The organism is Maribacter sp. MAR_2009_72 (genome assembly GCF_007827235.1).
Classification (GTDB): domain Bacteria; phylum Bacteroidota; class Bacteroidia; order Flavobacteriales; family Flavobacteriaceae; genus Maribacter; species Maribacter sedimenticola.
Map to the genome: position 1 here is coordinate 1,254,551 of NZ_VISB01000001.1, position 17,305 is coordinate 1,271,855.

12 protein-coding genes are annotated in these 17,305 nt (G+C 35.7%); 3 read left to right on the forward strand and 9 right to left on the reverse strand.

Annotated elements, in window-relative coordinates; genetic code table 11:
- Positions 1-4 precede the first annotated feature (4 nt).
- Complete coding sequence (locus JM81_RS05340; protein ID WP_144801161.1) at positions 5-1,735, reverse strand: hypothetical protein; 1,731 nt, start codon at positions 1,733-1,735, stop codon at positions 5-7.
- Complete coding sequence (locus JM81_RS05345; protein WP_144801163.1) at positions 1,719-3,548, reverse strand: hypothetical protein; 1,830 nt, start codon at positions 3,546-3,548, stop codon at positions 1,719-1,721. The genes JM81_RS05340 and JM81_RS05345 overlap by 17 nt, the downstream gene beginning before the upstream one ends.
- 1,012 nt (positions 3,549-4,560) lie before the next feature.
- Between JM81_RS05345 and JM81_RS05350 the strand changes: the two genes are divergently transcribed.
- Positions 4,561-7,368, forward strand: a complete 2,808-nt coding sequence (locus JM81_RS05350; protein WP_186435530.1) for a CHAT domain-containing protein — start codon at positions 4,561-4,563, stop codon at positions 7,366-7,368.
- Here the strand turns inward: JM81_RS05350 and JM81_RS05355 are convergent.
- From JM81_RS05355 to JM81_RS05385, 7 genes are all read right to left on the reverse strand, one after another.
- A complete protein-coding gene (locus tag JM81_RS05355) occupies positions 7,343-8,089 on the reverse strand; it encodes a tetratricopeptide repeat protein (RefSeq protein WP_186435531.1) in 747 nt (248 codons plus the stop codon). The two genes, JM81_RS05350 and JM81_RS05355, sit on opposite strands and share 26 nt — an antisense overlap.
- A 4-nt stretch (positions 8,090-8,093) precedes the next feature.
- Complete coding sequence (locus JM81_RS05360; RefSeq protein WP_186435532.1) at positions 8,094-8,636, reverse strand: RNA polymerase sigma factor; 543 nt, start codon at positions 8,634-8,636, stop codon at positions 8,094-8,096.
- 482 nt (positions 8,637-9,118) lie between these two features.
- Complete coding sequence (locus tag JM81_RS05365; RefSeq protein ID WP_144801171.1) at positions 9,119-9,586, reverse strand: DUF6730 family protein; 468 nt, start codon at positions 9,584-9,586, stop codon at positions 9,119-9,121.
- Positions 9,587-9,590: 4 nt separating this feature from the next.
- Positions 9,591-10,460: a relaxase/mobilization nuclease domain-containing protein gene (locus tag JM81_RS05370; protein ID WP_144801173.1), complete on the reverse strand. Its 870-nt coding sequence runs from the start codon at positions 10,458-10,460 to the stop codon at positions 9,591-9,593.
- Positions 10,457-10,753, reverse strand: coding sequence for a mobilization protein MbpA (gene mbpA, locus JM81_RS05375; RefSeq protein ID WP_144801175.1), 297 nt, complete (start codon positions 10,751-10,753; stop codon positions 10,457-10,459). Before mbpA ends, JM81_RS05370 begins: the two co-directional genes overlap by 4 nt.
- A gap of 260 nt (positions 10,754-11,013) precedes the next feature.
- Complete coding sequence (locus tag JM81_RS05380) at positions 11,014-11,304, reverse strand: helix-turn-helix transcriptional regulator (RefSeq protein WP_144801177.1); 291 nt, start codon at positions 11,302-11,304, stop codon at positions 11,014-11,016.
- A gap of 121 nt (positions 11,305-11,425) precedes the next feature.
- The gene (locus tag JM81_RS05385) at positions 11,426-12,097 is read right to left on the reverse strand and encodes a DUF6617 family protein (RefSeq protein WP_144801179.1); all 672 of its coding nucleotides are present in this window, start codon (positions 12,095-12,097) and stop codon (positions 11,426-11,428) included.
- A 409-nt stretch (positions 12,098-12,506) separates the two neighbouring features.
- On the opposite strand from JM81_RS05385, the gene JM81_RS05390 reads away from it, so the two are divergent.
- A complete protein-coding gene (locus JM81_RS05390) occupies positions 12,507-13,625 on the forward strand; it encodes a metallophosphoesterase family protein (RefSeq protein ID WP_144801181.1) in 1,119 nt (372 codons plus the stop codon).
- Complete coding sequence (locus tag JM81_RS05395) at positions 13,625-17,224, forward strand: NACHT domain-containing protein (RefSeq protein ID WP_144801183.1); 3,600 nt, start codon at positions 13,625-13,627, stop codon at positions 17,222-17,224. Before JM81_RS05390 ends, JM81_RS05395 begins: the two co-directional genes overlap by 1 nt.
- Positions 17,225-17,305 lie beyond the last annotated feature (81 nt).

The following is a 17,305-nucleotide window of genomic DNA, read 5'->3' on the forward strand; positions in this document are numbered from 1 at the left end:
ACATTTATGATTTAGGGATTTCATCAATAAATATGAGTCCATATTTGTCTACTCCCTTGAACTGTTTTGGACCACCTTCCGTTAAGAACCATGTAAGGGTATAATCCACGTCTTCTACACCTTTTGGTAGGGTGATTTCGAACTTATTTCCGTTGCTTTCTTCCGACGGATATATCATGGTATTCGAGGTCTTTGTGTCGCCAAAAAAATCGTAATCTATTTTTACGGCTACCGCACGTACGTTCTTATTTTTCAGTATTTCCAAATCCCCGGATAGTTCAATTTTTCTTCTATTAAAAGGTATGTAGAGATTGATCATAGCCGAGGATTCCTCCTGCCATTCTTCCTCGTAAGTGCCGCCACCGATAAACTTCCACACAGTCTTATACTCATACCCGAGCCACTCATTTTGGTCGGTATCATCATGGTTGAGGTATTTCATGTGAATTTTACCGTTAGAGTCTTTGTACGTGTTTTTCGTAATCAGGATTTCTTTTGTAGTCTCGTCCCCATTTTCATGTTTTTTGCGAAGTTTTACAGTTACGCTATTCAGCATTTTGTCGAATTCCTTTTCGATATTTCCGTCTACGCCCACGTATACATCACGTTGCTGAAAAGCTGGATCCCATAGGGGTACGTCCTTAAAAATTGTATTATTATCACCATACTTTTTAAACAAGTTGCCGGCATTAAAAGTGATATAATGGTTTCTACTCACCGCGCTTCGGCCATTAAAGACCATAGTGCTTTTTCCTGTTGTTTTATGCTCTTTATACTGATACCCCACGTTTACGCCGAAGCCCAAACCTTGTCCACCAGATGAGCCGCTTTGTCCGATTAAGGCACCTAACGCATCCGTTAATCCTCCCTGTTGCCCTTCGGGAACCGCTGCCATTTCTACGGGTTCGAACATCAACTCCAATAATCTGGAATATGCTGTCTGCACCAAACTTTCCATAGACTCGTTTTTGCCTGTTGAAGTAAATTTTATGGCCTGATTCTTTCTGAGTTTTTCAAACCCCAATTCAACATCTACTCCCACAAAATAAATATCAACACCCGCATCAAAAGCCTGACTTTTTTTGATTTCGGACCAGTCTACTTCCATCTCGGCCTCATAATTATCGGATAGGCCTGAAAATGTTAGTTCAAAAAGCAAGGAAATATCCGGAGTCGCCATTTTAAAACTTTCCAGCAGCAACTTCGACTTTACAGGGTCTAGGTTGAAAGAAAGCGGGATTTTGCTATTTTCCATTATTGGTGCAACTCCACTGGCCAGTACTTCGTTCTTTTTTCCTTCTCCCGGTTTGATGATTGAGGATACAAGGGTGTATTTGCCCTGATCAAAAAGAATGGGCCCTTGTAGTTTTAAGGAATCGTTCTCTAATTTTTCTCGCAATACAGTCTGTGCCGATGAGACTAGGTCCGAAGGTGTATCATATAGCACCATAAAATTTAGAATAGCTCCGCCGTCTGCCTGACTCAAGGTTTCGGAGGCACTTTCAGAAGGTTTTTCCAAGATGTACCTCAGGTATGAAAATTCTGGAAGTGCGTCATCGTTCAAAGCCAAGCGCGCCCTCTTTGGAAGGTATAAATAAGTGTTTTCCTTCTCGTGCAGGGGAAAGCACCATAAACCATTGGCCTCAACACCCTCATTAATTTTAATTTGCGCTGCTAACGGATTGCAAATACCGATAAGGAACAGCAAAGCGATTATTTTATTTATCGTTTTCATAGTTGTTGTTTTTAGTTTCCGATTGGGCATTTAGAAATACATACTCTCCTTCTAAAGCTTGTGGTTCCGACTGTATTTCCCCGTCGGGGCCATACCAGCTCACCTGATAAATAATAGGTTCGCCATCATCGAAATAAAGATTGATTTTCGAGGTATTTTCCGCATCGTCCTTTCTTAGAATCAAGGTCTTTTGAGCATTGGCGTTCCCATTTAAAATGGTAAAAAACCGCATGGAACAAGATTGGAAATTGGCATCTGCAAAAGACTTTCTATCCGCATCGATCTGAATTGTTCTTTTTGCGAAAGGCGGGGTAAGCGCTATGGAGGCATCATTTGCTTTAAGCCATGAATCCTGCCCCGCTGGTATGCGAATGGTTTTATCATCCCCCTTTAGGTTCCAGCTAATCTTGTATTCAAAATCCAACCAATCGGCAGTTTTCACTCCCAATCTGGGATAGAAGATGTTTTTGTAATCGACTCCCTTTTCCAAATCCGATCTACTGATAGTGATATCCCTTGTGACATCGTTTTGATCCTCTTCGTAGCTTTTTTTAAAGCTTACGGTCACGGAATTGAGTACATCCTTAAACGTGTCTACGTAGTTTCCGTCCAATTGAAAAATGACCTCTCTTTTTAAGAAATCGACATCTTCCAGGTTGACCACCCTAAAATACTTGTCCTTGCTTTTCGGGGCTTCCTTAAAAACCTCATAAAGCCCGCTAATGTTGCCAGAAGAGTAGACGGGAACTTTTATTGTTGTCGATTTACTGAGGTTCAGATAGAATTTATTAGTTTTTATATCCTCTCTTTTCTTAAGTACGAATTGATTGTCGGTCACATATTTTTCATTTCGCGCCCCTCCAAAAACCTTACTGAAAAAACCACGTTCCTGTCGGCCTTTTAGTTGGCCTTGCTCAACGACGACCTCTTTTTCAGGTTGCTTTGCCCAACCCATTTCAGCATCGAACATCAATTCTATCAATTTGTCGGTGACAACGCTTAGAATGCCGGCCATGTCATCGGTCTTGATTCCAAGTCCTGAGGATCTATCAAAAACATCAATATTCAACACCTGATCCTGGACCATCTCATCGGTTACCTTTCGTAATTGCTGCTTGGTAAAATCTTTTTGGTTGTTGATGATCTTACTATAGTGGGTATAAACGCTAGACATCTCGGCATTGACCACGGCATTGTAACCTTTTACCTTTGCTTCGTAATAACCGTTTACGACTACGGAAACATCGGAGGTTTTTCCTTGGAGCGACTCATATAAAAGGGTGATTCCCTCTTGGTTTAATTTTGCAGCTATTGCGGCTTTGGAACCAGCGTACAAAGGTGCATGCCCCGAGGTAATCACATTGGATGTAAAAGGATCTTCTCCTCCTGTATTGTTTAAAATGGAAGAGACAATTTTGAAACTGGCAATGCCATCCTCGCCATCTTTCATGGCTTGCTGCATGGGTACAACCCCTACAATTTTTCCGCCACCGGTTCTTTTCTCCAGTTCTTTTTCCAAATCGGCTATAACCTCTTCGGGCAGGTCAAATTGAATCAAGGCATGAAAAAGGCCGCCGTTGGCATTTCCACCTTGACCGACATACTTCATACATAAGAGTTCAAAATCCCCGTCTTCTTTAAGGGCCAACCTTGGATAATCTGGGATATAATAATAAGCGTTGGGCTCGTTACTATCCTGTAACAACTGTATGCCATTGATCAGCTGCCTACCTGTGTCATAATTAACTTGGGAATAGACGTTACTTAAAAGTAGCAGTGCCAAGCCGAAAAGAAACCCTTGAACTATTTTCATGATATTTACTTTTGTTATTCATGCTTTAGTCAGCGGCTTTTTTGATAAGGTTAACACGCGAGGTTATTTTTTTGCTTAGGTTACAAAAAGAGGCAGGACACTGATCATTGAGATTTCAGAGGAGCTGTAAAAGGTATGCTTGTGCCTTTTATTTAGTAGCGGAAAAGGGCATGACCACCTAACATTGTAGGTGGTTCATTATTTGGTTATTCTTTTGTAGGAAAAGCTCAAAAAGCTTGGAGAAAATCAATCCTACTAAAAGATGGATTTTGTGTAAATATGGAAGCAGGCATTATCCGGTAATGTAATAAAGCACTAAAAGAAAACGAATTATGGATATTAGGCTTCATAATCAATAAAGCGCTTCGTTAAACTTTGTAGAAAAGGAAAGCCTTTTATGAAATAAATAGGTTATCTTAATCTTTCTTTAATACAAAGAAAGTGATATAGAGTATGGTATAATTCTTTTGTAATTGGCCACTGCTAATAATACAAGGCTATTTATATGTTTCATTAAATAATATGACATCTCTTGATTATGAAAAAAATTGTAAGCTATTTGTTAATACTATCTATTGTTCTAATCTTGGCTAATTGTGGAAATACCAAAAGTCTAAGGAACGACACGGATTTGCCAACACCTCCTAACAGAGATACTGTGCAATACAGGATAAGGACCGATAGTAGCCGAATCCACTAATTTTAGTATAATTTGTACTTTTATACCAGCGTTGTTTTGATAAAATTAGTGTTGTCAGCTTGTTTAGCGCTTGAGATAAGGAGTGTGCTACACGATAGGTGTAAATCAGTTTAAAATCGAAGTTTCAAATATGGGCTCTGAACTAACAAACCTTCAGTAAGAATTGTACGGTATTACAGTCTCTTTTGGAGACCCTTTACTGTTCCACTTTCTTTATTTTTATCTTAATATATCAAAGGTTACTTTAGGATGCCATTTAGGAATCTAAAAAAAAAATATTCAATGTTTTTGCGAAGCCTAGTGATCTTTATTTTGGCTTCTTGGCTATTATCTGCACAAGATTCTAAACTCGATAGCGAATTCGGGAAAATTTTCATGAAAGGCTACCACCATATTACAATCAATCAAGATAGTGCTTATTATTATTTTGAGAAGGCACTGGATTTGTCCAAAAACCAAAATAAAATAGAGGACATACTCTATGTATATGATTTTCTGGCCTATACAGATGGTTATTATTACCATCTTGATAAGTATAAAAATCATTTGGATAACTATGAAAAAATTGTCCAAAGCATTTCATTAGCAGATAGTATTGAAAATATTGAATATTACATTACCCAAGCCCTAATTTTAAAAGGTAATTACTATTATAAGCTAAAGGATAACTCAAATAGCAAATACTATTTTGACCAACTATACAAAAAGATGTCCGGTATGGATGTCGATAAAATGGATAAAGATCAACTTTCAGCCTATCTAACCTCTCTTAATTTTATGGGTTTAATCAATGCAAGGCAGAGTAGGTTAAATCAGTCAAAGCATTATTTTGAAAAAGCCATAAATCTATGCGCTAAATTCAGAGAGCGTTTGAATGAATGGGAAGAACGACTTTACAACAACAAAAAACACCTTTCCAATATTTATAAACGTCAAGGACAGTATAAACAGGCTACATCGATATTGAAGGAATCTGTAAGTTTTTTTGAGAAAAATTATAGCAGTAAGTACAAAAATCTTCTAATCACGTCCTATTTACAAGTTTCGGAAATCTACCTATTGCAAGATAGTATTCAAGTTGCTGAAAAAGTTTTAAAGAAAGTCGAGAAGATTACAATTCCTAATGACCATTTCAACAAAGAAAAAAAAATGATGTTAGGAGATTTCCATACAAAGGCAAACCAATATCAAAAGGCTGAGGCTTATTACGATTCCGTACTTCATGAAACCATCAATTATCGCAAAGAATCTAGACACCAAGATGTAGCCGAGGTCTATTTAAAACTCGGGGATTTGGAACGGAATCGGAATCAGCTCAAAAAATCGATCGAATATTACCAACAAGCTTTGATAAGTGCGTCTATGGATTTTGATCAAAATAACATGATTGCCAACCCGGATCCGAGCAGTGTTTTCTCCAAAACGCAATTATTAACCATTTTAAAGAAAAAACAGGAAGTGTTAAGTCAACAATTGGCCTTAAGCTTCGAGAATTCGATTTCAGAGGCATCGACCAATACATCCAAAAATATCGTCGCCACCTTGGATGCTTTGCGTCCTGAATTTGACAGTAAACTCGATAAACAATTTCTAATCGAGCAAACTTACCCTGCCTTTCATAAAATGATACAAGCGGCCTATATGGGGTATGTGGCGACTAGGGACAAAAGATTTTTAGAGGATGCCTTTTTATTCTTAGAAAAAAGTAAAGGAATACTGCTGTTGGAATCAGTTAAGAATACAGAAGCGATCGCATTTGGCGCTATTCCAGAGCGCGTTCTGGACAAAGAGCAGCAATTCCGGGCATATATTACTAATATAGAAAAAAAATTAAGTGATGATGACGCCTCTATCGAAGGCAGAACAGTTCTTCTGGATTCTCTTTTTACATTAAACACGAACTACAATGCCCTCTTAAGTGACATCGAAAAAAAGCACCCGAATTACTATCGATTAAAGTATGACACCAAAACAACTTCAGTACAGGAGTTACAGGAGTTCATTGGAACCGACGAAACCGTGCTTTCTTATCATCAAACGGAAGAAGAGTTTTTAGTTTTAGTTACTACCAAAACCGACATTACATTTTTAAAAATCCAAATTTCGGCGAAGTTGAAACAAGATATTGAGCAAATTTATTCGCTACTTTCAACTCAGAAGGAAGGTAGAGTTGATAAGATTAAAAAACTGGGCGAATCTATTTATTCGAAAATTTTGGCACCTTGCATTGAAAATGACCGGAATACCAATTTAACCGTAATCGCCGACGGTCTCCTAAACTATATCCCATTTGATGTACTAGTTGAAAGTAAAACGCAAGATTACCTTCTCAAATCCAAAAACATTCGTTACGCCAATTCTGCGACCTTGCTTACCAACAAATCGCAAAAAAGGTCAAAAAAAGAAAGTAATCTTCTGACCATTTCCCCAACTTTTGATTCCAATTCAAGGTTAAGCCCTCTTCCCTTTAACAATCAGGAAGCAAATTTAATTTCAAGTTATTTCAAAGGAAAAATTTTATCGGGCGAAAACGCTTCTTTGGATAATTTTCAGAAGATGAAAGACGATTATTCCTTGATCCATTTTGCCACCCATGCTTTGACAAATGATGAAGAGCCTGATTTTTCATATCTGGCTTTTGCTTCTCAAAACAAAGGGAAAGACCGACTCTTTATCAAGGATCTTTATAACTATAATCTGAAGGCCGACATGGTTACATTGAGCGCCTGCGAAAGTGGAATAGGCAAATTACAAAATGGGGAAGGTGTGCTAAGCTTGGCACGCGGGTTTCAATATGCGGGTGTACCTAGTCTTTCTATAACCTTATGGAAGAATGATGATCAATCGACCAGCGAACTCATGGGGTTCTATTACAAGCACCTGAAAAAAGGCCTCACCAAATCCAAAGCACTGCAACAGGCCAAACTCGATTACCTGAACACTACAGATGAAGAAGAGCTAAAACATCCTTATTATTGGGCTAGTTTTGTGGTGCTGGGCGATAACGCTCCGGTATCGGACGAACCTGTTTCGCCTTGGCCCTTAGTATTCGGACTTCTGGGTATAGGAATTTTGGTGGTCGGATATAAAAAAATCAAAGCGCATCAAGCAGCTGCCTAGCTTCTTCTGCTTTATAGCCCTTAGCCGCTAATACTTTTTTTAGGGCTTCTCCTGCTTTTTTGGTATCCCTTAATTGTAGATACGCCATGGCTAAATACCAATTGGATTTATTAGTAAGGGCATCTTGGGTTTTTAGGTGTTCCTGAAGTAAGGGAATAGCTTCCCCTGCCCTATTCAATTGAATCAACGCATTGGCCATGTAAAAGAGATAGTAGGCTTCCTTGTCCGAAGCGTACAATTCGTCAAAAAGCGGTATAGCCTCTTTATAATCGCCTTTGGAATATGCCAAAAACGCTTTGGTCTTGGCATCTGTCGTCTCTTCCCCACGGGTTATGGGGTGCGTTACATTCCGATATGGTTTAAAGTTAGCCACAAACAAGTCTTGTGGGTCAGCAGCTTGATTTGCCGAAAAGAAATATGCAATCCCTGCCAATAGGGTTACCGAAGCGGCCACCATCCATTTCATAGGGAGTTTTACTCTTTTTGATGGTTGAAGCGGTACGGTTTTTGGCACTGTGTTCCGGTACTCCGATTCAAAATCGGACAGTATGTTCCTGAAATTTTCATCTTCTTCCGCAGTCACCGCTCGTTTGACACCCGTATGAAATTCTACTTCTTCCTTAAAATCAGGGTCACTTTTTAAGAGTGCGTCGAATGTTTGCCATTCCGTTTCCGTCAGCTTGTCCCGTAAGTATTTTTCTAACAAGTTTTCTCTCTCCATAGCACTATCCATTACACAATTCTCTTAGCGTTTTTAAACAGCGTGACTTTTGGGCTTTTACCACATTTTCATTGCTGTAGTCTGCGTGTTCGGCAATCTCTTTAATAGTTAGTCCCCGATAATAGAATAAAGTTAACACCAGCCTGCATTTTTCTCCCAATTCCTTGAGGTATTTGCGTAACAACTGCTCTTTTTCATTTAATTGAGGCGGATTTTCAATTTCAATTGCCGGTATTTCATCGGCTACCAAATGCAATTTAGATTCGTAGGGCACTTCCTTTTTTTTTGCTTTTAGCGCATCATAAATTTTAAATTTACCTATACCGAAGAGGTATGTTTTCATACTGCTTTCCACCGTATTTAATTTTCCTTGCAAAGCCCGTTTTCTAAGTGCCAAAAAAGATTCTTGATATACGTCTGCCAATGAATCTTGATCTAGATTATAATATCTACCGAAACCTAGAAACTCGGCTCTATATTGATTATAAAGCGCTTTCAGTTTCAACCTATCATCCGATTGCAAGTCTTTGACTGCATTTTTATCCATATAAAAACTTTTCGATACTTTTCCTATCTTAAATATAATTATAAAATAGAAAAAGATATAATATTTTTTTGTGGCCATTAGGGCTGGTAACTTTTCTTTCCTTGCTTTGTGTTTAAATTTTTAAAAGCTTTGTCGATATCTTCATTTACCTGTGTGCTTTAAGGGTTTCATTTTCTTTTTGATTTTCTTAAAATCGTATACTCACTGCAAAAAAAGGACACATTGAAAATTATTGGAGTTCTTTTTTCAGAGTAGCTTAAAAGTTCCGAATGACCATCTTTTTGAAAAAGTTATCCTTAATTAAATATGGCTTATGTCAAAGGAAAAAAAGAGACGAAAACTCAAAAAATATAAAACCGAAAAAACTATTTCATATAGCAGGTACCCAAATCTTACCATAACTTACCTGCGCGTGGATCCTGTCCGGTTTTTGTAGTGCTTCCGGCAGATTAGCGTTAAGCAAAAACCGGATAGGGCGCACCCTACTTTTGATTTGGAATACTATCCCTTTTTTGGGTCCACTTTTCAAAATCCTTATAGATAATGGGGTGGTCATTAAAATAGCCCCTTACAATACCCACACCTTCGTCCCTACCCTTATTAAAAGCAACTCTATTTTTATCCTCAAACTGGATAAAATAATAGCCCAGATAACTGAAGGCAATCGTATTTATACACAAAAAAACAAGAAGTATAGTACCTTCCCATTTTGGGGTCAATTGAGCTGTTTTCAGATTTACAACCACTTCGGTCATTTGCTTTTCAACAGACTCCATGGTTCTTTTTTGAGTCCGTAAAAAGTCATTGATATGATACTCCATCACCGAAGTATCCGCCTGTACTTTTTGATTGCTCAGTGTTTTGGAAAGTTCTTCCAGTTTGCCGATGGAAGCATTGAACCCAGCTATTTCTTGAGTGAGCACTTCCATGATTTCATCTATTTTTGCCATACTATTATATTTGCATTCCTAATCCAATTGTTTTTTTGACCGCTATTTTCAATACTTTTTTAGCCAAGGTCAATGCCAAATTGGGAGATATATGTACCGTATTACCAAGAAGCTTCAAAGTATTGTCGTTGGTAATTGTTTGAACTACCTTTTTATCGAAGCCTATTTGCTGTGCAATTCTGTTTATCGACATCGAACGATGTACTTCGCTCCCCTTTAAATTTTGTCCCTTATATTCAAAACGGAATCCTTGAAGCTGGTTTTGTTTGTTGATGCTCGGAATTACGGTAACTTCATTCGTTTTCATAAACTTGATATATTGGTCAAAATCCTTAGGTTTCAAATCACTGATAACATTTTCGTGGACTTGCTTGATTTCTGACTTGACTTCCTTAATGCTGTCTAATTTTTGTTGCTGTACCTCCCTAACCGTAGTTAGACCCATTTGCCTTGCCACTCGTTCCGCAGCTTGTTGGCTTCGTTTTCCTATAAAATTGTCCTTATAGGCCTTACCATCGAAACCGATACGGTTCACGTACACATGGATGTGCGAATGACTTTTATCCTTATGCACAAATCCTATCGCTTGTCTATCCAATAATTTCATCTCTTTAATGAATCGTTCCGTGATTTCCCTCAATTCTTTATCCTTTAATTCTCGTCCATCCTCTATGGTCGGACTCAACACAAAACTCAAAGTGTTCTTTTTACATTGATGATTCTGGGACTGGATAATCTTGAATTCTTGGGTAATCTCCTTTGGTTTTTCACCGGAAAGATGCTCCCTAAATACCACTTTGGCCTCCTTTTCCTGATCCCATCCATAACCCATGGAAGCTCCTGTATGCGATATCGATTTTCCCAGGCCTATCATTTTTTAAAACTCAATAGATGCGTTCGTATCTCGTTCGCCAATATTACCACTTCATCAGCCAGTTTAGGATTTCGCTTACGGTACATATTCCCGATCCGCTTAAAGTTGACCTCGTACCTGTTCAACGTCTTATAGATTTCTATTTGTTCTGGGGTAAAACGCTCAATGATTCTATCCTCAAAGGCAGCACGGCGACAATACTCACTTATGGAAAGTCCACACTTATGGGCCTTGACCCTAAGCAGTTTTTTTTCGTAAATGGAACATCTAAATTGTACAAACTCTTTCTTCACCTTAATTGATTTTTGACCGATACTAAATGATCATTTTGAAAGCACGTGATTTAGAAAATCCCGTATCCAAAACCCAATGATCTACGCCTACCCTTTTGCGACCTTCGGGAGTAAAAGCGAGATTTGTCATGACAATGACACATCTCGAATTCTTACTCAAGCGGATTAATAGGGAAATGCTAGCATTTCTCTTTTTTCCCTTTCCACCTACTTTTTTTTCACTATTTCCGATAAGAATAGTTAACCATTTTTATCAAAGGCTATTTCTTCAAATGGGAAAGTTGCTTATCGAATTCCCTTTGCAAATAGTCATCGGATATATTCGGTTCGCCCAACAGCCAGGCATCAATAATATCCTTATCGAAGAATTTCTGGCGGATATGTTTGTTGCCTCCCATAGGTATTAAACGCAATTGGGTCAGTTTGTAGATTTTGCTCTTTGAGAGTCCTGTATAGGCTACAAGATCATCTACGTTCATTACTTTCTTTTGGTGGGAAAGAAGCCCCTTAATATCCTTTAGGAGTTCGATCATGTCTTTGTCCGTTTCCATTAGTACATGCTTTAAAGAAGTAGCCGAAACAACAGCCACTTGTGTTACAAATAGGTGATGCAATGTAAAAGGATGAAAGCTGTTGGAAAGTCAAAAAGGGGAAAGCTCCCCCTTATTATTTTTAAATATCCCCCAAGAAATCGAAGAACGAATCTACTAATTGCTCAAAATCATGATTAGGGGGAAACTCGTTGTATTTTTTAGAAAGTGTTTCAGCGGAAATCTGGTTGCCTTTATGATAGATCTTTTGGGAACGCTCGAAGGACTTTAAACTTATTCCCTTTTTTAGCTGTTTGAACTTGTCCAAAATATATTTCAGTTGGGGCTGAGTACAGTTGAAATAAAGAACGGAATCGTGTTCGTCGAAATCTAGTGCAAGAACATTGTAGAAATCCTCAAAGCTGGTCAGCTTCTCATCAAGGAATTCATAACGGGTCAATGAACCATATATTCTTCTTAGAATCCGTTCGTTAAAATCCATATGGAAACCTACCAATTTCATGGAAGGGTTCCTATATCGGTTTCTAAGTTTATCCCTATAGGCATGAGCCACTAAAACGATAAATACGATTAGGATGAAAAGCACTATTGGAATTAGCGCAATCCAAAAATTTCCATAATCCCTATAAAGGTTGAATGCCATATATAGAAAAAATATCCCGAAAGGAATCAGACCGAATATAAAACCGTTGTTACCCCTTTTAATAAAGGTGGTATAGTCATCGTTGACTTTGGCTTTCCTTTCGTTAAAGGCTACAAGCCAATCGGTGATATGGTCGATTATCTTTCTCAATACTCCTAACTCTTGATTTCAAGATAGTTAAAAGAATCTATACACCTTTAATTTCCCGATATGATGAATTATAAATTAGACAGAAGCATTATTAAATTTTGTGGGTAGGGGAAGGAAAGGTCAATCGGCTCTTTCGCCGTTTGTGCTTTTGCGCGGCCACGAGGGGGTCGAGAAAACCGGAACGAAAAGACTTCCCAGCGGACCGGCGTAGCTTGTCCGCATGGGAGGATTGAAGTGGAAGGATTTTTCGACTTCCGCAGGGGCTTGGGTATGCGATAAGGTCAATCCCGCTTCCCTACTTTTTTGCCAAAACTCAATTTGGTCCCAAATACCTTTATGGAAGCTATCTGCTATTCTTTATAGATATAGTGCTAATATCTTATTATTTTTGAAGGAATTATCATAATGAATGAACATAGTACACTTTTCCGATATTCATCTATCCAAAGAAAATCACGACGAGTTTTGTGATAATTTTAGAGGTGCGTTAATTAAGGACTTATTGGATTTTCATAGAACAAAAAACCCAATTGATTTAATAATTATTACTGGGGATTTAGTAGATAGAGGAGGACATTCATTAGTTGAAATGGCCGATTATAAGGCATTTAATTGCCCTTTTCAGATATTTGAAGAAATTTTTATTAACCCAATAGCCAAAGAACTAGGCATATCAAAAAATCAATTTCTTTTCATTCCGGGTAACCATGACATAGATGAAAAAGAGATCTTTTGGGTAGAAGAAAAAAAATTGAAAGAAAATATTACATCTGAAAACTTACGTGATTACCTAGATGAAAATGATAAGGCTTTTAACTCTGCGAATTATAGAATTAAAAAATTCAAAGAGTTCGAGAAAAGATATCATGCCCATACTCCATTATATAAATATTCTAATAATCAATCTACGTTTATCTATGAATATAAAAATAAATTCAAAGTTGGGTTTATTTTAATTAATGACTCTTGGCGTTGTTCGACATGTGAAGTTTTAAATACTGACCATAATAAACATTTCTTCGGAACAAGGCAGTTCTATTCTGGAATGAATGATTTAGAAAAAATTGGAACAGATGTTAACGTTTGCCTTTTTCATCATCCCTTAGATATTTTTGAAGAAAAAATTGAAGCGGAAAGGTTTTTAGTAAATAAAAGAGTAGATTTTTTTCTGTATGGCCATTCACATAAACAAAGCTCTGAACAATACTTTAATTCAATTGGTGGTTGTTATGGCTTCAAGGGAAGAGCATCATTGAATAAGCCGGGAGAACCAATTGAAAAATATCAGGTTGGATATCAAATATTCGAACTAAACCTTGAGATGAATAGGATACAGAAAATTCATTATAGAAAGTATATTTATGACTTCTTTGAGTTTGCTGCTGATACTGGTATTGCTACTAAAAATGGAATTGATGATAATCGTAAAAACGGTGGGTTTGGATATTTATTTGAGGACAAAAAAGGAGGAAATAAATTAGACCTGGACATTTTAGATGTTAACAAATTTAAAAAACCTACTTCTTAATGAAATACTACGAACAAAGAAATATTACTAGGTCAGAAAATTTTTCTATCGACACCTTATGGCAAGATGAAAATGAAAATACTTTAATTGAGGCCTTATTTGAATTTGATAACATTGTTTTGCTCGGTAATCCTGGTATTGGAAAAACTACTGAATTAGAAAATGTATTTGACCGTCTATGGGATACTAAAAATAGAACCGGTTTTGTTCCAATATATATAAACCTAAAGTATTTTCGTCAAACAAATACGTTTGAAAGTCTTATTGTATTTGAGGATTGGCAAAGTCTTCCTGGGATAGTTTTTATTCTAGATGGTTTGGACGAAATCGTAGATATTCAAGATTTTTTATCCGAACTGGAAATTTTTATTTCAAAAAACTCATTTCTTAATGCAAAATATCTGATTAGTTGTAGAACTAATATTTACGAGAAATATCTAATATCGATAAGTGATTTTGAAGTTTTTTTCCTTAAAAGTCTTAATTACAGTCAGGCAAAATCATTGCTAAAAAACAAGCATAATATCGAAATAGAGAGCTTAAAACTCAATAAGAAACAGAATGATTTTTTGAGTTCTCCCTTTTTCCTTGATTTGTTGGCGGGTTATTTCACGGAAAAGAAATGTTTGCCAGAGTCTGATTCTGAAATTTGGGATTTATATGTCAAGAAAACTATTCAAGAACACAAGAAGAAGTTTGCAAAGAAAACAATCACCAATGCGCCAGAGCTAACTAAAGGCCTAAAAAAAGTTGCCTTTGTTAATGAATTGATGCATCGTAATTATATTACCGAAGAAGAATTAAATACCATAATTGGTAGAGAGCATATTGAATTTGTTGAAAATCCTTTTCTAGTTTTCAATTCTACTTTAGAAAATTGGAGCTTTGAACATAGACAAATACAGGAATACTTCGTAGCAAAGTCGTTGTTGAATAAGGATTTTAAGAATATATTAAATTTTATAAAAGTTGCGGATGTAGATGCTATACATCCTAGTCTATTCAATGCATTGACTTTTTTCATAAACCTATCAAATACTAAAAATAATCCTACTTACCAAAAGCTTATCGACTGGTTAGAAAAAAACCAATTGGAAGTATTATTTAAGGCTGATTCAAATAGAATTAGTGATAGATTACGAAACACAATTTTTCAGGCTTATTTCAAAAGAGAATGTTTGGATAAAACACATTGGATTACAACCAATAGAATATTTGATATTACGGAAATTGTAAGTTTTGCCAATACAGCTGGTAATTACGAATATTTATTAAAAATAGTAAAAGACAAAAGTAATCACCGACGGGCGATTATTTCGGCGATAGATTTACTGTCAGGATTTTACATACCTAAAAAAAACGTGCCTGAATTAAAGATTCTTTTGTTGAAATTTTTGCGGGATACTAAACAAGATAATTCTGTTAAATCACAAGTGATAAGTCTTATAGAGTCGCAAAAATTTGCTCTTCAAGATTCTAAATATTTAGAAACAATATTCCAAATTTTCAAGGACGAAACGAATAAACAAATTAACAGAAGTCTTTTAGCGCTCATAAATGTTTACGAGGATATAGATAGCCATTTTGACTATATAAGAGAAGAGTTTTTAAGAGATAACAAAATTGTTCTTAGAAATGATGATGATAATGTAATTCGAGGTAATAGTTATGTTTTAAGGGAGTTAATTCTTAAAATTAAATCACCCATAAAATTTTTGGAAATAGTAAAATATTATTTCGATAGGGATAACAGTCTTCGTTTAGATGATGATTTTGCTAATTCAATAAACAAAAAACTAATTGAGTTTATTGATGATAATGATGATTATCTTCTGGATTTTTTAAAAATTGTAGGCGATAGGTTTACATTTCATAGGCATGAAAGATTTTTGAAGTTACTTATATCAGAAAGTAAGACAGAAGTATTAGCTATGAAATATATGTTAGCTGAATATCCTTTTAAGGAAGTGGGTTATTTTATAGCTAATATCGTTAGTGAAGAGACTTTATATTTAGTTGAGAAATACATAATTGTCCATCCAGAAATTCCAGCAGAAAAAATAGAGCATTTTAGGAATTACATAGGTAACATGAACAGTAGAGACTTAGCAATTGATTTTCAAGATAGAATGGAAAAACAAGGTTATATTTTCAATGAGAAAGCTCGTACTCAAATAGAACTAGAAAAAATTTGGAAGGAAACTGAAAGTAAAACACAAAAAGGATTTGATTTACTTTTTGAAAGAAAAGGTTTGCTTAGTGCAATAGAAAATATTTTTATTAGAAATGAGAACTTATTAGATTATGATAAGTTTCAATTAATTAATCGAAAATGGTACGATGAAAATGGTCATGGTAGTATAATTAGTCCGGTACTTTCTTTGATTGAAGAATTAATTTATACTAGAAGAACTGAGACGTTAGACTTTGAAACAGCTAAAAAATTATTGGAAAATGATTTTGTTGTTTTCAGAAAGATAGAAACTGTTTTAAGCAATAATAAAAACAGTAATTGGGCTTTAAATGTTTCAAAAAATCAAATTTTTAAAATTTATGAATGGTGTCAGAAAACCTTAAATGAAATTGATTTTGATAATGTTATTATTTTGACTGATTCTCGCAGTTTTTCTTATGGTACTGATTATGAGAAATTAAAGACCATTTTGTTTTATTTCAAGAATTTTAAACTAGACCTGCCAAAAGAATTTCTTCTAAAATGCCTTAAATTTTATGAATTGGATAGCACAGGGGATTCTGATGAAAATTTTGAAAATTTCAAAGAACAATTGGGCGACGCTCATGCTTTTGATGTTCAAGTAATAGAAAACATTAAGGCAGACAACATGTTTAGTTTTGTGCTATATAAACACATTAATTATGCAATTAACAATGAAATAGTGGAGGTTTTTCCAAATGTTATCGAATATTTTAAAAGCGAAATATCAATTTTTAATGAAACAAATAAAATCGCAAGATTTGTAGAAATCTATACCAAAAATTTTAGCACGCGCGAAGCGCAGGACGTCCTTATAAGTTTGAGTGAAAATATCGATAGTAGAATTTGCTGGACAGCAATCAAAATTTTGACCCAAGACAAAATTGAAAAAGAATACTGTATCGCCAAATCTATTGATTATCTCAATTCTGGCATGGAACGTTATTTACCTGAAGCATTGGAAGTATTATTCATTTATAATCATGAAGACGCTATTGATTATTTGGTAAACTTTATTAAGACACAACCAAGCTCATCTATTCGATTCATTAGTTTCGGAAATTATTCTATAATTAAAGATTATAAATTATTAAAGAAACTTTACGCCATATGTTATGGTTTTGATAAAGAAGAATACGAGTCTCATTTACTTAGAAACTTTCTAAGTACCTACATATCTAATCTCTCAAAGGATGATGCGGGTTATGAGAAAACTCAAAGAGAATTAATGAAAATAAGAGAAACATTGACTAATGATGAGGTTGACTTATTTTATATTAACCTACTACTGGAGGATTCAACCAAGAGCTATGTTAATTTTAAGTCTAAACCATTCTCATTTGCAGAAGCTGTCCAAAAGGTTGATGAAATTCTCATTCAGTAAAATATTTCGCACAAATTGCCCTCCCTCCTACCGTCGGTCAGTTGATAAGTGTTACATTACCTTTTAGTAGAAGATTTTAAA